Origin of the sequence: Psychrobacter sp. 16-MNA-CIBAN-0192 (assembly GCF_040309565.1) — a bacterium.
Lineage (GTDB): Bacteria > Pseudomonadota > Gammaproteobacteria > Pseudomonadales > Moraxellaceae > Psychrobacter.
This window is the reverse complement of the sequence record NZ_JBEOOX010000009.1, coordinates 76,460-97,450: the sequence shown is the minus strand read 5'-3', so window position 1 is coordinate 97,450 and position 20,991 is coordinate 76,460. Positions and strand designations below refer to the sequence as shown.

17 protein-coding genes and 2 tRNA genes are annotated in these 20,991 nt (G+C 43.3%); 12 read left to right on the top strand and 7 right to left on the bottom strand.

What is annotated here, in order from left to right; all coding sequences use genetic code 11:
* Positions 1 to 103: 103 nt before the first annotated feature.
* The 5 genes from petA (at position 104) to AAEY78_RS08820 (ending at position 3,981) form a co-directional block, all read left to right on the top strand.
* Positions 104 to 688: a ubiquinol-cytochrome c reductase iron-sulfur subunit gene (gene petA / locus AAEY78_RS08840; protein ID WP_352338981.1), complete on the top strand. Its 585-nt coding sequence runs from the start codon at positions 104 to 106 to the stop codon at positions 686 to 688.
* A 22-nt stretch (positions 689 to 710) separates the two neighbouring features.
* A complete protein-coding gene (locus AAEY78_RS08835) occupies positions 711 to 1,916 on the top strand; it encodes a cytochrome b (RefSeq protein WP_352338988.1) in 1,206 nt (401 codons plus the stop codon).
* Positions 1,916 to 2,629, top strand: coding sequence for a cytochrome c1 (locus AAEY78_RS08830; RefSeq protein WP_352338980.1), 714 nt, complete (start codon positions 1,916 to 1,918; stop codon positions 2,627 to 2,629). Before AAEY78_RS08835 ends, AAEY78_RS08830 begins: the two co-directional genes overlap by 1 nt.
* A 203-nt stretch (positions 2,630 to 2,832) precedes the next feature.
* Positions 2,833 to 3,447: a glutathione S-transferase N-terminal domain-containing protein gene (locus AAEY78_RS08825; RefSeq protein ID WP_352338979.1), complete on the top strand. Its 615-nt coding sequence runs from the start codon at positions 2,833 to 2,835 to the stop codon at positions 3,445 to 3,447.
* 87 nt (positions 3,448 to 3,534) lie between these two features.
* Positions 3,535 to 3,981 (top strand): ClpXP protease specificity-enhancing factor, encoded by a 447-nt coding sequence (locus tag AAEY78_RS08820; protein ID WP_352338978.1) that lies wholly within the window; start codon positions 3,535 to 3,537, stop codon positions 3,979 to 3,981.
* A gap of 129 nt (positions 3,982 to 4,110) precedes the next feature.
* Here the strand turns inward: AAEY78_RS08820 and dcd are convergent, their stop codons facing one another.
* From dcd to AAEY78_RS08800, 4 genes are all read right to left on the bottom strand, one after another.
* Entirely contained in the window at positions 4,111 to 4,686 is a 576-nt protein-coding gene (gene dcd, locus AAEY78_RS08815) for a dCTP deaminase (protein WP_352338977.1), read from the bottom strand.
* A gap of 125 nt (positions 4,687 to 4,811) precedes the next feature.
* Positions 4,812 to 6,050, bottom strand: a complete 1,239-nt coding sequence (gene apbC, locus AAEY78_RS08810; RefSeq protein ID WP_352338976.1) for an iron-sulfur cluster carrier protein ApbC — start codon at positions 6,048 to 6,050, stop codon at positions 4,812 to 4,814.
* 321 nt (positions 6,051 to 6,371) lie between these two features.
* A complete protein-coding gene (gene mgtE, locus AAEY78_RS08805) occupies positions 6,372 to 7,709 on the bottom strand; it encodes a magnesium transporter (protein WP_502943726.1) in 1,338 nt (445 codons plus the stop codon).
* A gap of 269 nt (positions 7,710 to 7,978) precedes the next feature.
* The gene (locus tag AAEY78_RS08800) at positions 7,979 to 8,779 is read right to left on the bottom strand and encodes a 3-hydroxybutyrate dehydrogenase (protein WP_062533485.1); all 801 of its coding nucleotides are present in this window, start codon (positions 8,777 to 8,779) and stop codon (positions 7,979 to 7,981) included.
* A 731-nt stretch (positions 8,780 to 9,510) separates the two neighbouring features.
* Here AAEY78_RS08800 and metG point away from each other — a divergent pair.
* The 7 genes from metG (at position 9,511) to AAEY78_RS08765 (ending at position 19,850) form a co-directional block, all read left to right on the top strand.
* A complete protein-coding gene (metG, locus tag AAEY78_RS08795) occupies positions 9,511 to 11,619 on the top strand; it encodes a methionine--tRNA ligase (RefSeq protein ID WP_352338974.1) in 2,109 nt (702 codons plus the stop codon).
* A 252-nt stretch (positions 11,620 to 11,871) separates the two neighbouring features.
* On the top strand, positions 11,872 to 12,918 hold the full coding sequence (locus tag AAEY78_RS08790; RefSeq protein WP_352338973.1) for an ABC transporter substrate-binding protein: 1,047 nt from the start codon (positions 11,872 to 11,874) through the stop codon (positions 12,916 to 12,918).
* A gap of 115 nt (positions 12,919 to 13,033) precedes the next feature.
* Positions 13,034 to 14,056: an ABC transporter substrate-binding protein gene (locus AAEY78_RS08785; RefSeq protein ID WP_352338972.1), complete on the top strand. Its 1,023-nt coding sequence runs from the start codon at positions 13,034 to 13,036 to the stop codon at positions 14,054 to 14,056.
* Positions 14,057 to 14,435: 379 nt separating this feature from the next.
* Positions 14,436 to 15,335 (top strand): ABC transporter permease, encoded by a 900-nt coding sequence (locus tag AAEY78_RS08780; protein ID WP_352338971.1) that lies wholly within the window; start codon positions 14,436 to 14,438, stop codon positions 15,333 to 15,335.
* Between the two features lie 66 nt (positions 15,336 to 15,401).
* The gene (locus AAEY78_RS08775; protein WP_352338970.1) at positions 15,402 to 16,196 is read left to right on the top strand and encodes an ABC transporter ATP-binding protein; all 795 of its coding nucleotides are present in this window, start codon (positions 15,402 to 15,404) and stop codon (positions 16,194 to 16,196) included.
* Between the two features lie 199 nt (positions 16,197 to 16,395).
* Positions 16,396 to 18,750 (top strand): FdhF/YdeP family oxidoreductase, encoded by a 2,355-nt coding sequence (locus AAEY78_RS08770; RefSeq protein ID WP_352338969.1) that lies wholly within the window; start codon positions 16,396 to 16,398, stop codon positions 18,748 to 18,750.
* Between the two features lie 74 nt (positions 18,751 to 18,824).
* Positions 18,825 to 19,850, top strand: a complete 1,026-nt coding sequence (locus tag AAEY78_RS08765; protein WP_352338968.1) for a formate dehydrogenase accessory sulfurtransferase FdhD — start codon at positions 18,825 to 18,827, stop codon at positions 19,848 to 19,850.
* Positions 19,851 to 20,000: 150 nt separating this feature from the next.
* On the opposite strand, the gene AAEY78_RS08760 is transcribed toward AAEY78_RS08765, so the two are convergent.
* The 3 genes from AAEY78_RS08760 to AAEY78_RS08750 all read right to left on the bottom strand — a co-directional run bounded on the left by AAEY78_RS08760 (position 20,001) and on the right by AAEY78_RS08750 (position 20,912).
* Positions 20,001 to 20,077, bottom strand: a tRNA-Asp gene (locus tag AAEY78_RS08760).
* A gap of 51 nt (positions 20,078 to 20,128) precedes the next feature.
* Positions 20,129 to 20,204 (bottom strand) — tRNA-Val (locus tag AAEY78_RS08755).
* Positions 20,205 to 20,429: 225 nt separating this feature from the next.
* Entirely contained in the window at positions 20,430 to 20,912 is a 483-nt protein-coding gene (locus tag AAEY78_RS08750) for a glutathione peroxidase (RefSeq protein WP_352338967.1), read from the bottom strand.
* Positions 20,913 to 20,991 lie beyond the last annotated feature (79 nt).

Here is a 20,991-nt window from a genome sequence, read left to right as displayed (position 1 = left end):
AAATTAGGCACAGCTAACGTGGCTTGACCGTGACATTGTAAATTTTCTAAGCCACAAACCCAGTGTGGGATAATCCCATTTCATTCACCTGGAGGAAGTATTAATGAGCCATGCCGAAGGCGTTAATGTACAACGCCGTAGAGTTCTGATTGCCTCGACTGCCGCGATTGGAGCAGCTGGGGTAGCTGCTGTGGCGACACCTTTTGTCCGTTCATGGTATCCAAGTGCCAAAGCGGAAGCTGCTGGTGCTGCTGTTACCCAAGATATTGGTTCAATCGAAGACGGTCAAATGATCGTTGTGAAGTACCGTGGTAAACCTATCTACGTGGTTAAGCGTACCAAAGAGATGTTAAGCAAGCTTGAATCAGTAAAGCCATTGTTATCTGATCCTGATTCCGATGCCTCTTTGCAACCTGAGTACTGTAAAAACCCTGAGCGCTCTTTAGAACCAACGGTGTTGGTTGTAGAAGGTGTGTGTACGCATTTAGGCTGTGCACCCAACTATCGCCCTGATGTAGGTGCGGCAGACTTAGGTGGTAATGATTGGTATGGTGGATTTTTCTGCCCTTGCCACGGATCTAAGTATGACTTAGCGGGTCGCGTCTATAGTGGCGTTCCAGCACCGCTTAACTTACCCATCCCAGAGTATAGTATGGATGGTACCATCTTGACGGTTGGGGAGGCTTAATATGAGTATGGGTAAAAAATTGATGCAATGGGTGGACGCACGCTTTCCAGCGACCGAAACCTATGAATATCACATGTCAAAGTATTATGCACCAAAAAACTTTAACTTTTGGTACTTCTTTGGCGTGTTGTCAATGGTGGTATTGGTTAACCAATTGGTGACTGGTATCTGGCTGACCATGATGTACAACCCAAGTGCCGAAGGGGCATTTGCGTCTGTTGAATATATCATGCGTGATGTGAAAGGTGGCTGGCTCATCCGTTATATGCACTCAACGGGCGCTTCAGCGTTCTTTGTTGTCGTATATCTGCACATGTTCCGCGCACTGCTTTATGGTTCATACCAAAAACCTCGTGAGCTGATTTGGCTTATCGGTATGGGTATTTACTTAGCATTAATGGCAGAAGGCTTCTTCGGGTATCTATTACCGTGGGGCAACATGTCATTTTGGGGTGCACAGGTTATCTTGAACTTACCTGCAGCCTTACCTGTCATTGGTGATGGTCTTGCTGAATGGGTTCGTGGTGATTATATCATCTCAGGTATCACGCTAAACCGCTTCTTCGCTCTACACGTAGTGGCTATTCCTCTAGTACTTGTAGGCTTAGTCTTTATGCATTTAGTAGCACTACATCATGTGGGTTCGAACAATCCAGATGGTATTGATATTAAGAAGCTAAAAGATAAAAACGGTGTGCCATTAGATGGTATCGAGTTCCATCCATACTATACTGTGCATGACATGGTTGGTATTGTGGTGTTCTTTATTTGCTTCTTTGCAGTGGTATTCTTCTTCCCAGAAGGCGGTGGATTCTTCCTTGAGCCACCAAACTTTGAGGCAGCAAACTCGCTGAAAACACCGGCGCATATTGCACCAGTATGGTACTACACCCCCTTTTATGCGATCTTACGTGCCGTTCCCGATAAGCTTGGTGGTGTTATTGCTATGGGCGCAGCTATTGCCGTATTGTTCTTAATACCATGGCTAGATAGATCACCTGTACGCTCAATGCGCTACAAAGGCATGTTATCAAAAATTGCCTTAACGGTATTTGCGGTTAGCTTCTTAGTATTAGGTTATTTAGGTGCAACACCAACGACGCCAACAGCAACATTGATGGCTCGTATATTCACAGTCTTATACTTCTTATTTTTCTTATTGATGCCAATTTATACATCAATTGAGAAGTGTAAACAGCCACCAGAACGCGTTACCGGAGGTCACTAATGAACACGCTAATCAAATACCTAACAGGTTTAGGCTTAGGCGCGGCATTATCATTGACTGCTGGGACTGCAATAGCTTCAGGCAGTGGCTGCGGCACATTCACTAATGCCGACGGGGTTGAAGAACATTTAGCTTGTAGTACAGCACCGATTGATTTTACCAATAAAGGCTCGCTACAGAACGGTGCGAAGATGTTTATGAACTACTGCGCTGGGTGTCACTCAGCAAAGTATGTTCGTCATTCTCAAATCGCCAAAGACTTAGAGATTCCGCCTGAATTGGTTGAAAAGTATCTGATGGTGACCACCGATCAAATCGGTGACCATATCAATGCTGAAATTGATCCTGATATTCAAGCAGGATGGTTTGGCGCTGCGCCACCGGACTTGTCACTTGAGACCAGACTGCGCGGTGATGACTGGGTATATACCTATTTACTATCTTTTTATGAAGATCCAAGCCGTCCTTGGGGCGCTAATAACTTAGTGCTTGCCAATGCAGCTATGCCGCATGTGCTGCATAACTTGCAAGAAGACTTGAGTAAAGAAGAGTTTGAGTCGGAAGTGGGTGACCTGGTGAACTATATGGCGTGGATGGCAGAGCCTGTTCGTCATGATCGCCAAGTAATTGGTTTCTTTGTCATTTTATTCTTACTCGTTTTACTCATTCCAGTGTACTTATTGAATAAAGAATTCTGGAAAGATGTGAAATAAGTTACCAAGCCCTTATATGTTTTACTTCTCTAAAAAGCACTACTTCGGTAGTGCTTTTTTATGTGCTAGTATTTTTTATAGTAAAAATTAGCTATTTATTTGCTAAGCTAAAATCAATACGGGGCAACGTTTACGCATCCTAGCTTGATAAATAGAGCGACATTGTTTACGATGACAGCCTTACTATATAACTCTAGGCTGCTATGATTGATGCGAATGACATTCCAAGTAGTCAGCTGATTTTATATGCTGACGATGGCTATGACAGTCATGTTGTGCGCTTACTACTTGAAGAAAAAAAGCTCGCCTATTATTTGTCTCGTCTGCATTCTGAGCGTCCTGAAGACTTAACTGAGCTAAATCCTTATCACACCTTGCCTGTGCTGCAACAGCGTGACATTGCCCTTTATGAGATTAATGTCATCTTTGAGTATTTAGAGGAGCGTTATCATACTAATAAAATGCTCCCAGAGACACCGCAAGAGCGGGCGCAATTTCGTCAGTTAGCATGGCGCATTCAACGCGATTGGCTGGTACTCGGCAAGCGTTTGCTAATGCATCCAGACAGCTTTAACAAGGCACAAGCGACATTGGCAAGAAAGCAATTAACCGATTCGCTGATTACCTTATCACCGTTATTTGCTCATAAGCCCTATTTTATGGCAGATGAATTTGGTTGGTGTGATGTGCTACTCGCCCCATTATTATGGCGTTTAGATGAGATGAAAATTGTCTTGCCGCCTGCCATTAGCCGCCCGTTAATTGAGTATCAAACCCGCCTCTTTGAGCGCAGTAGTTTTCAAAAAAGTGTGAAATAATTTACCAAATTCTATCAATAACCCCATTATATATTTTACAATATTCGTAATAATATACATAATAGTATTCGTATAGGACATAATCATATGAGCGATGACAGTATTGCAACGACTCCCACCCGCCCTTATATGGTGCGCGCACTCTATCAATGGATTGAGGACAATGCACTTACCCCCTACTTAATGGTCGATGCCACTGCTGATAATGTGCAGATACCAAGAGAACATGTGCAAGATGGGCGCATTGTACTTAATATTGCCAGCCGAGCTACAGGCAATATGACAATGGCAAATGAATATATTAATTTTAGTGCCCGCTTTGGTGGTGTATCGCAAGAGATTTGGGTACCGCTGCAAGCCGTTATTGGTATTTATGCCAAAGAAAATTCTCAAGGGATGTTCTTTGACGCTAATGAGTATGATGATTATGAGCCAGAAGATTTTGAATCTGCGCCTATCACAAAAGATAAAACATCAGCCGATACACCAAGACCCAAGCGTGACAATAAAGCCGGTCTCAAAGTTTTAAGATAATTTTTATTGAAATCTCTTTTATATATGTAAGCAGTAAAATAGTAAATAAAAAAGCTGAACGTATCAGATACGTTCAGCTTTTTTATTTACTTATATTATTGAAATAGTATAACAGAAAAGTAAAATTTCCTACGTTTTTGGTAGGGTCACACCGGTTTGACCTTGATATTTGCCGCCGCGGTCTTTATAGCTGGTCTCACAAACATCATCGGCATCACTTTGGAAAAATAGCATTTGTGCTACACCTTCGCCCGCGTAAATTCGTGCTGGCAGATTGGTGGTATTACTAAATTCTAAAGTCACATGACCTTCCCACTCAGGCTCAAGTGGCGTGACGTTAACAATAATACCGCAACGCGCATAAGTCGATTTACCAAGGCAGATGGTCAATACGTCACGCGGAATGCGAAAATATTCTACGGTACGTGCGAGCGCAAACGAGTTTGGTGGAATAATGCACTCATTGCCAACGATGTCTATAAAACTTCTTTCATCAAAGTTTTTAGGATCAACGACGACAGAATGTACATTAGTAAAAACTTTAAATTCCGGCGCGCAGCGCACATCGTAGCCATAGCTTGACGTACCATAGCTGACCAGACGCTCGCCTTTATCATTAAAGCGTACTTGACCGGCTTCAAATGGCTCAATCATGCCATGTTCTTCGGCTTGCTGACGTATCCAGCGGTCAGATTTGATAGACATTGTATTTCCTTAACAAAGGGTAAATAGCGACGATTATACGGAATTTTGACTACGATTTATAGCGCCGACGTATATAAAACATACGTCCTTTAAAACGAATTTCTTAGATTATTAGCTTTTAAGGTTTAAAAAATACGCTTGTGATCGACAGGCTTCGCAAATTTCTCAATATGAGCATCGATATTTTTGGCAATATTAAGATAATACGGCGCAAATTCATCATCAACCAAGACACTAGGTTCGCCTTTATCAACTTGCGCACGAATACCACTAGCAAGCGGCAACTGACCCAATAGGGGCACATGATACTGCTCGGCAATACGCTCACCGCCACCAGCCCCAAAGATTGCTTCGGTATGTTGGCAATTACTACAGGTATGCAGCGCCATGTTTTCTACCACACCAACCACCGGAATTTTAGTTTTATTAAACATCTCAATGCCTTTCTGCGCATCAAGTAAGGCGATATGCTGCGGGGTGGTGACAATGACGGCACCCGTCACTGGAATGCGCTGTGCTAACGTGAGCTGAATGTCACCGGTACCCGGCGGCATATCAATCACCAGATAATCAAGCTGTGGCCAGTTGGTCTGATTATACAGCTGCATCAGCGCGCCGGTTGCTTTAGGTCCACGCCAAGCAACAGGAACACTATCGCCCTCAAGTAAGCTGCCAATCGACAGCATTGCTAAGCCATGCGCTTCAATCGGCACGAATTGCTCATTTTCCAGCTCAGGTCTTACTCCAGCCACACCCAACATTGCCGGCATACTGGGTCCATAAATATCAGCGTCTAACACGCCAACGCGATGCCCGAGCTTTTGTAATGCTAAGGCGATATTCACTGTCGTCGTTGATTTACCAACGCCACCTTTCCCCGATGCCACCACGATAATATGACGAATATGCGGATGCGGACTTAGTGATGCTTGCGTCGGTGCAGGCTTAGTAATAGGCACTTCTGCATCAGTTTTTGGCTTTGTATGTGCTGTTGAGGCGGGTTTGGCAGAAGCGCTCGGCTGATTACTCATGGCATCGATGGTTTTTGGCATCTGTTTTGGCAACGTTTTCGCCGCCCCTTTAGCAGGCGCAGGCAAGCGTACATTCATATGAATGGTTTGAATACCATGAGGCTGAAGCAATTGTCCCAGCTCTTGCTGTACTTTTTCCGGGTCAACTTCATGCGGCAGACGCAAGTCCAAGGTCAGCTGAGTACCCTCGCGATTTTGTCCTGTGACCATCTGAGCAATGCTCGTTCCAACCACTTCATAATCCTGCAACACCTTATCAATTGCATTATCACGTGCGGCTTGTTGTTGCGGAGATTCAGAGGTAGCGGTACGTTTTTTAATAAAGTTAAACATGGCGACCTTTAATGTCAGGATAAATAAAAAAGTTATTTGATAAGTAAGAATGAAAACATAATAACTGAAGATAAAAAATTTGAGCAAAAGGCAAAGAAAAATATCGAGATGGAACTATAGTCATAGAGATTTATTAGATAATGCTTACTGTTTAATTGTTATTGTATGGATAGTATGACAGACGTACCAGTGTAGCCGAATTAGCAGCATAAAAAAACCACAGCGCCAGTAAGTCTGCGCGATAACGAGTATTGTAGATATAGTCTAAGCTGCTAAACGAATAAGTTTAAAAAAAACAGCTTATTAATACACCGTCAATGCTTAAAACGCCAAGAATTTTGAGGCAATAAACAAATAAATAATTACTCCAGTGGCATCACATACGGATGTGATTAACGGGGCGCTGGCAGTAGCCGGATCAAAGCCCATTTTATTTAACACAAAAGGTAGGCTCATGCCAATTACGCAGCCTATCATGACCACCGACATCATGCTCAGCGCCAACACTAAGGACACCACTTCATCACCGCGAATATAACCAATGATAGCAATAGCCACTGCCATTGTCCCACCTAACAACAACGCCACCATGGCTTCACGACCTAGCAGTGAGAACCAATCACGCATGACCACATCGCCTGTTGCCAATGCTCTTACCATCAGGGTGGCTGACTGCGAGCCAGCATTACCGCCACTATCAACTAGCAATGGCAAGAAAAATACCAATACCAAATTGGCGGCAATTAGGTCTTCAAAGTGTGAGATGCCAATACCAGAGAGCAAATTACCAAAAACTAAAAACACCAACCAAAAGACACGCTTACGATATAACACTCGAATACTGACGTCTTTTAATTTGCCTACCATGGTCGAGACACCGCCCGACTTATGGAAGTCATCGGTGGCTTCATCGCTTGCCGCATCCATCGCGTCATCGTGAGTGACAATGCCAACTAACGCGCCAGTGTCATCGATAATGGGCAGGGCAATCAAGTCATAACGAGCGACTGCTTTTGCAACATCTTCTTGATTGTCATTTACCTCACAAGAAACAATAGAGCGCACCATAATATCGCTAATCAGCTGTTCTGGCGCTGCTAGTATTAATACTCGTAATGACACCACGCCCAACAGTTTGCGCTGCTCATCAATCACATAAGCATGATAAATGGTTTCTGCATCGGGCGCTTCAAGGCGCAGTGCTGCCAGCGCCTCTGTCACATCCATCTGCGCGCCCAACGTTGCATAGTCCGACGTCATTAGCGCCCCAGCAGTACGCTCGTCATAAGCTGCTAATCGGCGAATATCTTCACGTTCAGCTTGGGCGAGCGCTGGCAATAAGGCATCACGCTGATCTTGCTCCAGACATTTATACAAATCTGCCCGCTCATCCGCTGGCATCTCCCCCATCAACTTTGCCATATTCTCCCGTGGAAACACACGCGCCAGTGCCACTTGAATATTGGGTTCTGCATAAGAAAATATCGTCGAGCGATTCGGCAGCCGCTCTAATAGTTGCCAAGCAAATTTCGGCTCTATTAAGGCTAAAATATCCGCAATATCAATCGGACGTAAGCTTTGCATTTGCAACAACGCCTCATCAAAATGTTGTTGCTCAACGGCATTACTCACTATTAATGCCAAGGCTTTATTATGCATACTCATGATATTGGTACTCCATACGCTGCCACGGTCGCGTAGCAAACGCCATTAACAAGGTCTATATAAATTTATAAAAAAACTTAGTAATAAGTACAAAGGACGGACTAGCAGTTTTAATTATTCATTCTGAACCTATCTAAGCAGATAGTGTAACCGAGACACACCCATAAAAAAACCACAATGCCAGACCTACCGACATTGTGGACAACTAAACATAGTTTTTGTTTTTTATAATTGTTATATCATAAGCAATTAAATTTAATGGCTTATCTCATGCACCAACCATGGCTGGCATTGATAGACTGACCGGTAAAGACGTTGGTTGGGAATGCGGCTAAGAACAATGCTGTTTGTGACACATCTTCAATGGTCGTAAACTCTTTATTCAGCGTATTGGCAAGTAAAATATCATTGACGACCGCCTCTTCGCTGATACCTTTTTCTTTAGCTTGTAGTGGAATTTGGTCATTAACCATAGCTGTCTTCACAAAGCCTGGAGAAATCATATGCGAGCGTACGTTATATGGTGCACCTTCTTTAGCAACCGCGCGACATAAGCCAAGTAAGCCGTGCTTCGCAGTAATATATGGCGCTTTAAATAATGAGGCATCATGAGCATGGATGGAGCCGATATAGATAATCGTGCCACCTTTATTGTCTTTATACATATACTCTACAGCTGCTTTAGTGGTCAAAAAGCCACCATCTAAATGCGTTGCTAATAGATTTTTCCAGTTCTCAAAGGTCATTTTAGTAATCGGATCAATGAGCTGAATACCAGCGTTAGAGACCAAAATATCAATGCCACCAAATGTATCGACAAGCTGTTTGACGCCATTATTAACGGCATCTTCTAAGCGGACGTCCATATCAATCACAATGGCTTTGCCGCCTGCTTTGGTGATGATATCAACGGTTTCTTGCGCGCCTGCAACATTGATATCAGCAACGCCAATAGCGGCACCAGCTTTAGCATACGTTTCTGCGATATCACGTCCGATACCTGCTGCTGCGCCAGTAATTAAGGCTACCTTGCCCGTTAAGTCTTGTTGTATTTGGGTCGCCATATATTGTCCTTATTATGGGTAGAGGTGGTGATAACAGTCATACGTCAGGGTTGTGGCAGACGATTCACGGCTGCCATCATTGTCGCGTACAGACGCTATACCAAGGGTTAACACGCAATAGGTTGCGCGGTTTTGAATACAAACAGGCTGTTAAGCACTGTTATTAGAATGAATAGATGGTGCGTATGGTGTGACAAATGATACGTGCTAAAAACGCTAGACAATAGCTTGCATACCGATAAAATAAGCATGCGCGAGCAAATGAGTCGATGTTACTAGGTGCGAGGAGTCAGGCGTTGATTGCGATATACTGGATACGATGTAGAGCTTCAATATAATAGGATTGAATGATCTGAAACAGGCAAAGGTGTAATCAACGTGGTCGAGAGCATCTGATATAACAAGAAGTTAAGTAGCGTATGGCACTGATATCCGTCCGTTGGATGACGCGCTCAGTTAATATAAACCATTTATCAAACGTTTGCAGGTTAATTTTTACTTATTATGCCCTAAACAAAGTTATTAATAATAAAATAAAAAGTTATGATTGCCAGTTCTCGATATTGAAGTACCCTCTCAGATGCTTTTATTAACCCTGAAAATCATGCTAATAAGTGTACGCTGGCGTTAATTGTGCCGCAACGTCACAAATTTTATCCAAATTACGGTATCATAGGCACAATTTTTCGATTTCTATTGATAATCAATCCGTTTATATAAAAATATAGGTGATGCAAGTGCGTGAGATTTTAGTAACCAGTGCCCTGCCCTACGCCAATGGCGACATTCATTTGGGACATATGTTAGAACATATCCAAACCGATATTTGGGTGCGGGCGATGAAGGCACAAGGTCATAAAGTGACTTATGTCTGTGCTGATGATGCTCATGGTACTGGCATCATGCTCAAGGCTGAAGACAATGGCGTCACGCCAGAAAAACAAATCGCCAATGTGCAAGCGGCTCATGAAGCGGATTTTGCCAAATTCATGATTGATTACGATAATTATCACACAACCCATTCTGCCGAAAATAAAGAATGCTCTGAGCTGATTTACCGTCGTTTAAGAGATGCCGGTCATATCTCTACTCGTGATGTTGAGCAGTTATTTGACCCTGAAAAGCAGCTGTTTTTAGCAGATCGCTTTGTCAAAGGCACGTGTCCTGAGTGCGATGCACCAGACCAATATGGCGATAACTGTGAAGTGTGCGGTACGACCTATGATGCAACTGATTTAAAAAACCCGCAATCTACCTTGTCTAACGCCACACCTGTGCTTAAGACATCTAAGCATTACTTTTTTGATTTGCCAGAGTTTGAGCAATTCTTAAAAGACTGGACGCGCAGTGACAATCGCTTACAGTCATCAGTGGCAAATAAATTACAAGAATGGTTTGAAGCTGGTTTGACCAGTTGGGATATCTCCCGTGATGCACCCTATTTTGGTTTTCAAATCCCGGATACGCCAAGTAATGAACCAGACAAATACTTCTATGTCTGGCTAGATGCGCCTGTTGGCTATATGGCAAGTTTTAAAAATCTTTGTGAAAAGCGTAAAGACACAGAGAATGCGCTTGATTTTGACCGTTATTGGGCACAAGAAAACGAGCATAAGACTGAGGTTTATCACTTTATCGGTAAAGATATCGTGTACTTCCATGCGCTATTTTGGCCAGCCATGCTTGCTGGTAGCGAGTTCCGTACCCCAACCGGTGTCTTTGCTCACGGCTTCTTAATGGTCAATGGCGAAAAAATGAGTAAGTCACGCGGCACCTTTATCAATGCCGGAACTTATGCTAAGCATTTACATCCTGAATATCTGCGCTATTACTTTGCTAGCAAACTCTCAGATAAAGTTGAAGACGTTAATTTCGACTTAGAAGACTTTATGCAAAAGGTCAACTCTGACCTCGTGGGTAAAGTAGTCAATATCGCCAGTCGCAGCGCTGGATTTTTGGTTAAAAAATATGACGGTATGCTGACTGACGTCTGCGCTGAGCCAAATTTATTAGCCGATATTACCAAAACCGGCGATGAGATTGCCGCGGCTTATGAAGACCGTGAATTCTCGCGTGCTATGCGTTTAATTATGCAATGCGCGGATAAAGCCAATGAATATATTGATGAGAAAAAACCTTGGGCACTTGCAAAAGTTGAAGGCGCAGAGCAAGAAGTACAAGACGTCTGTTCAGTGGCGATTAATATCTTCCGTCAATTGATGGTATATCTGGCGCCTGTATTGCCTGAACTGACTGAAAATGCTAGAGAGTTTTTGAATATTGACAGTTTAAGCTTTGCTAGCCGCAATGAATGGCTACTTGGACATCAAATCAATAAATTTAAGCCACTGATGCAGCGTATTGATGAAAAAGACATTGCAGCGATGGTTGAGGATTCTAAAGCCTCATTAGGCGTAACGGCGACACCAACCGCTACCCAAGACACAAAATCAGTAGCTAAAAACAAGCAGCCAGCAGCGAAAGATGTCGATGCAAATGCAGAGCAAACTGATTACATTGGCATTGATGACTTTGCCAAAGTTGAGATGAAAGTTGCTCATGTCGTGTCGTGTAGTTATGTAGAAGGGGCGGATAAGCTGTTGCAATTTACCTTAGATGTCGGTGAAGCGCAGATGCGCAATGTGTTTAGCGGTATCCGCAAATTTTATGAGCCTGAGCAACTTCAAGGTAAAAAAGTCATTTGTGTCACCAACCTTGCTCCGCGTAAGATGAAATTTGGTATATCAGAAGGCATGATCTTGTCCGCAGGCGATCCAAAAACTACGCTTGTCGTAATTACCCTACCGGACGCTGCGGTCATTGGTGATACACTGGCGTAATGTCAGTAAAATATCCGCTTTAATACCTACAATTAATAAATCCAAAAAAGATGTCTTTATGGCATCTTTTTTTATAAGCAGTTAATAGCTCTACTATCCAGACAGACATGATTTAATTTTTGATTGCGATAAATAGCATTACTGTCATAATATAGTCATCTTAAGAATATGCTTACCCCCTTTTATGTTAGTCCGCTCAGCTTATCTTGACGGGTCTAGCTTGCACCTCCTAATCGACGAGTTAAACTAATAATGACTATTGCCGCAACCCTACGCCTCAGCCTGTGCGCAGCTGCTATTAGTGCCCTTGGGCTAATTGGCTGCTCTAAACCCTCGACCGATAATACCGCAACTACTGAGAGTGATACGACAGCAGACAAACCTGCCAAAACTTTGGCAATTACCCAAATTGTCGAGCACCCCTCTTTAGATGATATGCGCCGCGGTATTATCGATGAGCTAGCGGACAACGGTTATATTGAAGGGAAAAATCTAACCGTTAATTTTCAAAGTGCGCAAGGCAATACGGCAACGGCAGGTCAGATTGCTAAGCAATTCGTCGGTGATAATCCTGATGCGATTGTTGCGATATCTACCCCATCTGCGCAGTCTATTGTATCTGCTACACGCAGTATTCCTATTGTGTATACGGCAGTATCAGACCCTGTTGGCGCAAAATTACTTACCGCTGATAGCAAGCCGTTTCAGGATAATTTAACCGGCTTATCAAGTCAATTACCATTAGAACCGCAGCTTGATTTGTTGCAAAAGATTAAACCTAACCTAAAAACTATTGGTTATGTGTACAGTCCGGGCGAGGCAAATTCAGTATCGCTACGTGACGAGCTAAAAAAAGCATTACCTGCCCGCAACTTAGCTTTGTTAGATATTCCAGCAAATCGTCCAACCGATATTGGTATGGCAACGCGCAGCTTGCAGGGGCGCGCAGACATTATTTATACCTCATTTGACAATAATGTGGCATCTGCGTTTGAAGCAATGACTCAAGCGGCAAATGAGATACGCTTGCCAATTGTTGCCTCTGACGAATTTAGTGTGCAACGCGGGGCAACCGCAGCGCTTGGGGTCAATGATTATGACTTTGGGCGCGTGACGGGAAAAATGGTGTATCGCATTTTAAACGGTGAGGCAGTGACTACTGTTAAGCCTGAAGTTATGAATGAGCTGACTTTATATATCAGCCCAAAACACGCTAAAGCGCAGGGTGCAACCTTATCTGCCGAGATGCTTAAAAATGGGGTGAATGTCGATACCAAAGCCCAAGCTACTACTAAGTAATTTCTTATAAAGCATCGCTTGTCAGTAGACACTTGTAAAATGCCCTTATTCATATCGTATCCAATTTATAGCTTATTTGTCGTATGGACATATTATTATTTTTAGGAGTGACACCATGTTGTATCAAAATCGTTTTGCCAAAGCCTTATTGTGGGGCGGTGTTTTTACCGCTATTTTAACGGGCTGTAGCCAACCTGCTAAGGATGGGACGGCAACGGATAATGCCAATGGTACAGATGCAACAGCGGTAAAAACTGTTGCCATTACTGCTATCGTTGAGCATCCAGCCCTAGACGCTGTACGTAAAGGGGTGATTGATGAACTGGCTGAAGCGGGCTTTAAAGAAGGCGAAAATTTAAAAGTTAATTTTCAAAGTGCGCAAGGCAATACCGCAACTTCTGGGCAGATTGCCAAGCAGTTTGTTGCGGACAATTCAGACGTTATCGTCGCTATTGGTACGCCTTCTGCGCAATCAGTTGCGGCAGCGACCAGCACCATTCCATTGGTATTCTCAGCAGTGACTGATCCGGTTGAAGCCAAATTGGTATCCAAACTTGATGGCTCAGGTACTAACGTTACAGGCGGCTCTGACGCGCTCCCGTATGAGCCACAAATTGAATTGATGCGTCAAATTATTCCCAATCTAAAAAATGTTGGCTACGTGTATAGCCCTGGTGAAGTCAATTCGACCATTATCCTAAAAAATCTGAAAGAGAAACTGACGCCACTCGGTATCAAGGTACATGAAGCCCCTGCCCAACGTAGCACTGATATTGCTATGGCAGCGCGTAGCTTAGAAGGTAAAGTCGATATGATTTACACTTCAACCGATAATAATGTGGTGTCTGCGTATGAGTCATTATTCCAAGTAGCAAAAGAAAGTAAAATTCCGCTGATTGCTTCTGATACCAGCTCAGTCGCACGCGGTGCAGTGGCTGCCCTTGGCGTTGACTACTATGCGCTTGGTCGCGAAACCGGTAAAATTGTCGTACGTATTTTAAATGGCGAAAAAGCAGGCGCGATTCCAGTATATACGCCGCAAAAGCTTGATTTATATGTTAGCCCTAAAAATGCACTGGCCGAAGGCATCACTTTGCCACAAGCGATTATCGATAAAGCAAAAGAAGTGGTAGAATAGCGCCTAATTATTAGCCGCTAGCACAAGACAGACGAATAACTGATGTAATAAACAGTTATTAGTCTTGTTTTTAGGGCAATACTTTTTTTTAATACTATTTTTTTTAATGACAATACCCAGCGATTTCTCAATCAGCTGGGCTTATTTTTAAAGCGCTTAAAGCATTAAACGTGCTTTAAGGGTTAAAATTCAAGTTTTAGCTCTAAGCTTTAAATCAAGGGAGTTTATGTTTATTCCTCATGGTAAGCTGTTTTGGTTCACCCTAACTGCAGATTGCTTAATCTGTTAAATTCACCGCTCAGCCGTTTGCGGTCTGTTATCACGGGATTATTTCTCTGATAAAGACGCCAAACGCTTGGTTATGACTTACTGATTTCTTATGTCTCTAATTGCTTTTTTTGGTGCGCTTGAAAGTGGTCTTATTTATGGCCTCGTAGCACTTGGTGTTCTTATTTCATTTCGAACACTTGATTTTCCTGACTTAACCGCTGATGGGAGCTTTCCCTTAGGTGGCGCGGTCGCTGGCATTTCTATCGTCGCTGGTATCAATCCTTGGCTTGCTTGTGCCTTTGGCATGCTTGCAGGTTCGGTTGCCGGTATCGTCACCGCATGGCTGCACGTTAAGCTCGGTATTTTACAACTGCTTGCCAGTATTTTGGTGATGGTGGCGTTATATTCGGTTAACCTGCGCATTATGGGCGCGCCAAATTTGCCGTTATTGGGCGAGTCTACCGTTTTTAGCTCATTAGTTACTGATGGCAATGGCTATTGGATGCGCTGTGTGATTATTGGCGCGGTGGTGATAATCGCCAAGCTATTATTGGATTGGTTTTATAATACTGAAACCGGTCTCTCCATGCGCGCAACTGGCTCCAATCTGCGGATGGCGCAAGCGCAAGGTATCAATACCTCGTGGATGACCATCATTGGTATGGCAATCTCTAACGGTCTGATTGCTTTAGCTGGTGCGCTATTTGTACAAACGCAAGGCGGCGCGGATATTTCCATTGGTATCGGTACGATTGTTATTGGTTTGGCAGCGGTGATTATTGGTGAAACCATCATTCCGGCTAAACGCATTTGGCTGATTACCTTAGCCGTAATTATTGGTGCCATCCTTTATAAGCTATTTATTCAAGTAGCATTGTCGAGTGATGCGCTACGCAGTATTGGTTTTGGTCCACAGGATTTGAACTTGATTACAGCGTTGCTAGTGGTACTCGCGTTGGTATTGCCAAAGGCGAAATCTAAATTTTTAACCCGTAAAGTTCGGGCGTAATGTTAATTGGTAAACGCTTATTAGCCTTTATCATTTAGCATAGAGCAAACATAAGGAATAACGATTATGATGCAAGCCACAGATTTACGGTTGACCTTTAATCCTGGCACACCGATTGAAAACCCTGCACTGCGCGGTATCAATCTGAATATTGCAGATGGCGAATTTGTCACTGTTATCGGTACTAATGGCGCAGGCAAATCGACGTTTTTAAATGCAGTCAGCGGTACGACGCGCGTCGATAGCGGCTCGATTTTACTCAACGGCATTGATGTCACTAAAAAAACCGCACATCAACGCGCCCATTGGGTAGCACGTGTGTTTCAAGACCCAATGGCGGGAACCTGTGAAGCGCTGACCATTGAAGAAAATATGGCGCTCGCCTACAAACGTGGCGGCAAGCGCGGCTTAAGTTTTGCACTCAACCAAAAGAACCGTGACTTATTTCGCGAAAAGCTATCTGTTCTTAAATTGGGGTTAGAAAATCGCTTGACTGACCGTATGGGCTTATTATCTGGCGGTCAACGTCAAGCTGTGAGCCTATTAATGGCATCGTTACAACCGTCTAAAATTCTATTATTGGATGAACACACGGCAGCGCTTGACCCAAAAACGGCGGCTTTTGTCTTAGAATTGACAGATAAAATTGTCACGGATAATAAACTGACTACGATGATGGTTACTCACTCCATGCAACAAGCATTAGCACATGGCACACGCACCGTGATGCTGCACCAAGGACAAGTGGTGCTCGATGTCTCTGGCGATAAGCGTCAGGGCATGACTGTACATGATTTACTCGATATGTTTGAGCAAACGCGCGGTGAAAAGGTTGAAGATGACAGCTTGATTTTAAGTTAAGTATTTCGATTTTAAGGTCGGCTTTATAAATAGACCACAAAAAACCTCAATCACAATTAAACATTGGCTTGGGGTTTTTCATGGTCTATTTATTGACAAATACCCTTTTATATTCACGATAACGCTGCAATTCTCTACTGGCTATTCTAGTAATATCATTTACTATTATTAAATCATTAGCCTTTATAAAGGATTTGTCATGCGCAAAATTCCTGTGTATACCTACCCTGCAGCTGGCTGGCCAGCGCTGATTGCCTCCACTCGTAAACTGATGGATTATAAGGCTTTTGTGCGCGGTAGCCTCAGTGTGTTAGGAAGTAATCAACCCAAAGGCGGCTTTGATTGCCCGGGCTGCGCATGGCCTGATCATAAAAGCCATAAAACGCTCGATGTTTGTGAAACTGGTATCAAAGTGATTGCTAGCGAAGCCATGTCAACACGTGCTGATGCGGCATTTTTTGCCAAGCATACGGTGACTGAACTGCAAAGCTGGTCGGGTTATGAGCTTGAGCATAGCGGGCGTTTATCAGAGCCGCTTTATTATGATGCAACAGCAGATCGTTACCTGCCTATTTCTTGGCAAGATGCTTTCACACTTATCGCGGAGCAGTTAAAGAGCCTTGATTCACCAGATGACGCTTTATTCTATACCTCAGGTCGTGTCACCAACGAGCCAGCTTTTATGTATCAGCTGTTTGTCCGTTGCTTTGGTACCAATAATTTACCCGACTGCTCCAATATGTGTCACGAGCCAACTTCCGTTATGTTAGGTAAGCAGTTGGGTATTGGCAAAGCCACGGTAGTATTAGAGGACTTTGAGCAAGCCAAATTGATTATTATGTTTGGGCAAAATCCAGCAACCAATCATCCACGTATGCTAGAGATGCTCGCCCATGCACACAAGCAAGGCTGCCGAATTATTTCTGTCAATCCTATGCGCGAACAAGGCTTACGTAAATTTAGAAACCCACAAAAACCCTCGCATATGGCAGCAGGTCAAAGTGACGCCATGGTTGATGAGGTGATTCAAATCCAAATCGGCGGTGATGCGGCACTATTAACGGGTATCGCAAAATGGCTGATTGCAAATGATAAAATTAATAACGACTTTATTCACGCCCATACCTCAGGTTTTGAGCCGTTAAAGCAGTGGCTTGAGCAGCAATCATGGGCGGATATTGAGCGTGGCTGTGGCATTGTGCAGCCAGATATTATTAATCTCGCACGTCTTATTGCCGATAGTCCAGCGACCATTTGCACGTGGGGCATGGGTATCACTCAACACGTGCAAGGCGATGATAATGTCGCCATGATTACCAATTTATTGCTACTAATGGGCATGATTGGCATTGACGGTGCTGGCGCATCACCGGTTCGCGGGCACTCCAATGTGCAAGGCGATCGGACAATGGGCATCCATGAGCGCCCAAAACAAAGCTTGCTCGACAGCCTCGAGAGCGTATTTAATCATCCTATGCCACAAGAAAATGGTCTTGACGTCGTTGCCGGTGCAAAAGCGATGATAGCGGGTGATATTAAAGTCTTTATGAGTATGGGTGGCAATTTTTCGGTTGCCGCGCCTGATAGCAGTACCATTCAACAGGCATTAACCCATAATCAGCTGAATATTTTTGTGGCAACTAAGCTCAATGAAACCATGCTATATCCGGGTCAGCACAATCTGATTTTACCTTGTATCGGTCGTACCGAACGCTTAATCACTGCTCATGGTGAGCAATTTGCCACCATTGAAGATTCAATGTGCAAGATTGTGCGCACTCACGGCAGTCTAAAACCAATTAGTGATACACTAAAATCTGAGGCGCAAATTGTCGCTGATATTGCCACGCACGTATTTGGGACTGACACCTCAATACCTTGGCAAGCCATGGGCGAGGATTTTGATGTCACACGTGATTATATTGCGCAAGCCATTGATGGTTTTGAAGACTTTAATCAGCGCATTCGGGTCGCTGAGCGTGGTTTTAATTTGTATCATCCTGCGCGTCATCGTGAATGGAATACGGATAGTGGTAAAGCACAATTTGAAGTACCAAACTACCCTATTACTTATGTTACTGACCAAATGGCGGAGGATACAGCAACGCTTAAAAGTAATTTAAATACGCAAAGTCTTACCAGTCAACTGGATAATGCCCAGCCTCATGAACAAGCGGTCTGGCAACTCACCAGTGTTCGCAGCCATGATCAATTTAATACTATGATTTTTGGTTATCAAGATCGCTATCGCCAAACCAATCGCCGTGATGTATTATTTATGCATCCTGACGAGATGACGCGCTTAGGCTGGCAAAAAGGCGATACCATCATGGTATCACGCCAAGACAGTCATAATCAGGCACGCACCTTAGGACCGCTTATCCTAACTGACATGGACATTGCCGCCAACGCCGTCGCCACCTACTATCCTGAATGTAATGATTTATTTGACTTAGATACTTATGCTCCCGACTCTCATATCCCTTCTTATAAATCAGTCACGGTGGTTTTAAAAAGAGTGAAGGCAACTTATAAAACCGCTGATTTTGCTTAAAAAATAGTGAGCATTGATACGAGTAGTATAAAAAATGAAAGCTATTCTTAAACCAATAATAATAACGAGCGCTTATGAATCTTAAACATGAGCCTTTATTGTTAGGTAATGAATTGTTAAATACTGAGGCCGCAGACTTGTTAGGAACGCCACTGGCACGCGAGCATGCCACGCAAAAGCACTCTTATCCTTCGCATAAAGGTGACCATAGTGGCAGTCGTAATGGCAATAAAGAGGATACGCGTCAGCTTGGAATTAATAATGCTCAAGATAATTTGGTCGTAGAAGCAGCAGTAGCAATCGTTATTAACGGTATCCATTATGCCGTGCTGATGGCAAGTCCGAGCCAGCTTGATTATTTAGCGATTGGGTTTTTATTTAGTGAAGGTTTGATTCAGCACAGTCATGAACTGCTTGATTGGGAAGTGACGCAGCTGACAGATAATGCCAGTTTTTATAAGTTTAGCGAAAATTCAAACGATGATATCAACGCATCAAAGCTCGTTGAACAGCTACAAGATTACGATATCTATGTGGTAGAACTGGTATTAAATCAGCGCTGTCATCAACGTATTCAAGACCAAAAACGCCAACTTGCAGGGCGTACAGGCTGCGGTATGTGCGGCATTACTGGACTTACACAAGCATTACCTGATTTAAGCGGTTATACGAAAAATAAGCTACAAAATAATCATACAGATAATTCACAGATGACAGCCTCTATACCAACGCTCGATTATTTGTTAAACATACGCGCAAAAATTGACGCGGCACAGCATACTCACCAATTAACAGGTGCAGTTCACGCTGCTGCCACTCTGTATCATGAGCAGTTGCATTTGTTTGAAGATGTCGGTCGTCATAATGCCCTTGATAAACTTATTGGTTGGAAGCTACGTCATAAAGCAGATATTGAATGTGTGGTCATGACTTCACGACTTTCGATTGAACTGGTACAAAAATCTATCCGTATCCAAATACCGTGGCTGGTTGGTATGTCCGCGCCTACCAGCACGGCGGTGCGAGTTGCTCAACATTATGGCTTAGGGTTGGCAGGTTTTTTACGTGATAATCGCGTGACGTATTATTCAGGGTTTTAAACACTTGCTTACTCAGCGCGCTCTACATGTTTAAAAACTATAGATTTAAAAATCCGTAGTAAAAGCATTAAAAAGTAAATACAAACAAAAAAACCCCAAGTAAATAAATACTTGGGGCTGAAACTTAAAAAGTTAACTAAGTTTTAAATGTGGCGCAGCGGACGGGACTCGAACCCGCGACCCCCGGCGTGACAGGCCGGTATTCTAACCAACTGAACTACCGCTGCTTAGGTCGTTTTAGCATCTTACTCTGATTAAAGAGCTCACTTGCTAATAAGTGGTGGGTGATGACGGGCTCGAACCGCCGACATTCTGCGTGTAAGGCAGACGCTCTACCAACTGAGCTAATCACCCTTTGAATAATTGCTATGCAATGTATTCTACATTAACTGAGCTCTTAGTTTGTCACTAAGCTCCGTTGCTGTGGATGTGTATTATATAGATTTATATCAGGGTGTCAAACGCTATTTTCTATATTCTTACTTATTTTTAGGGTATTTTTCAGGATATTTAATAACCCGTTGTTTTACATACCTTTATTTTTTCATTAAATTCATGACTATATGATCTTATAATTTATCATCTTGCTAACGCCTGTTCAATATCTTGTTTGATAGCATCAGGTTTGGTGGTTGGCGCATAGCGTTCAAGTACTTCACCCTCACGGCTGACTAAAAATTTGGTAAAGTTCCATTTGATACCATCGGTTAATACCCCCCCCTTCTGCGCTTTTAGCCACTGATATATCGGATGCGCCTCATTACCATTGACTGTCACCTTTGCCATCATAGGAAAGGTAACACCGTAGTTCTTTTGACAAAATTCACCGATATTCTCGTTACTATCAGGATCTTGAGCGCCAAACTGATTGCAAGGAAAACCAACTATTACCAACCCTTGCGCTTTATATTGCTGGTATAAAGCTTCTAAATCAGCGAATTGTGGGGTAAAACCACATTTGCTCGCAGTATTTACAATCAGCAGAACCTTATCTTGATAATCAGAAAAAGCCTGCTGTGTTCCATCTATGCGCTCAGCGCTAAAGTCATAAATCGTGCTCATTTCTTATCCTTAATGTCATCTATCTTGTGCAAGCAAACAAAAAGATAACTGTGTCAGTCACAGTACAAGAATAAAGATT

Excerpts from the sequence above, each read along its gene's own strand:
- AAEY78_RS08765 (WP_352338968.1), top strand. The coding sequence starts at position 18,825 with ATGAATCTTAAACATGAGCCTTTATTGTTAGGTAATGAATTGTTAAAT.
- AAEY78_RS08790 (WP_352338973.1), top strand. The coding sequence starts at position 11,872 with ATGACTATTGCCGCAACCCTACGCCTCAGCCTGTGCGCAGCTGCTATT.
- AAEY78_RS08830 (WP_352338980.1), top strand. The coding sequence starts at position 1,916 with ATGAACACGCTAATCAAATACCTAACAGGTTTAGGCTTAGGCGCGGCA.
- AAEY78_RS08785 (WP_352338972.1), top strand. The coding sequence starts at position 13,034 with ATGTTGTATCAAAATCGTTTTGCCAAAGCCTTATTGTGGGGCGGTGTT.
- AAEY78_RS08800 (WP_062533485.1), bottom strand. The coding sequence starts at position 8,779 with ATGGCGACCCAAATACAACAAGACTTAACGGGCAAGGTAGCCTTAATT.
- mgtE (WP_502943726.1), bottom strand. The coding sequence starts at position 7,709 with ATGCATAATAAAGCCTTGGCATTAATAGTGAGTAATGCCGTTGAGCAA.
- dcd (WP_352338977.1), bottom strand. The coding sequence starts at position 4,686 with ATGTCTATCAAATCTGACCGCTGGATACGTCAGCAAGCCGAAGAACAT.
- AAEY78_RS08770 (WP_352338969.1), top strand. The coding sequence starts at position 16,396 with ATGCGCAAAATTCCTGTGTATACCTACCCTGCAGCTGGCTGGCCAGCG.
- AAEY78_RS08775 (WP_352338970.1), top strand. The coding sequence starts at position 15,402 with ATGATGCAAGCCACAGATTTACGGTTGACCTTTAATCCTGGCACACCG.
- petA (WP_352338981.1), top strand. The coding sequence starts at position 104 with ATGAGCCATGCCGAAGGCGTTAATGTACAACGCCGTAGAGTTCTGATT.
- apbC (WP_352338976.1), bottom strand. The coding sequence starts at position 6,050 with ATGTTTAACTTTATTAAAAAACGTACCGCTACCTCTGAATCTCCGCAA.
- AAEY78_RS08825 (WP_352338979.1), top strand. The coding sequence starts at position 2,833 with ATGATTGATGCGAATGACATTCCAAGTAGTCAGCTGATTTTATATGCT.
- AAEY78_RS08750 (WP_352338967.1), bottom strand. The coding sequence starts at position 20,912 with ATGAGCACGATTTATGACTTTAGCGCTGAGCGCATAGATGGAACACAG.
- metG (WP_352338974.1), top strand. The coding sequence starts at position 9,511 with ATGCAAGTGCGTGAGATTTTAGTAACCAGTGCCCTGCCCTACGCCAAT.
- AAEY78_RS08780 (WP_352338971.1), top strand. The coding sequence starts at position 14,436 with ATGTCTCTAATTGCTTTTTTTGGTGCGCTTGAAAGTGGTCTTATTTAT.
- AAEY78_RS08835 (WP_352338988.1), top strand. The coding sequence starts at position 711 with ATGCAATGGGTGGACGCACGCTTTCCAGCGACCGAAACCTATGAATAT.
- AAEY78_RS08820 (WP_352338978.1), top strand. The coding sequence starts at position 3,535 with ATGAGCGATGACAGTATTGCAACGACTCCCACCCGCCCTTATATGGTG.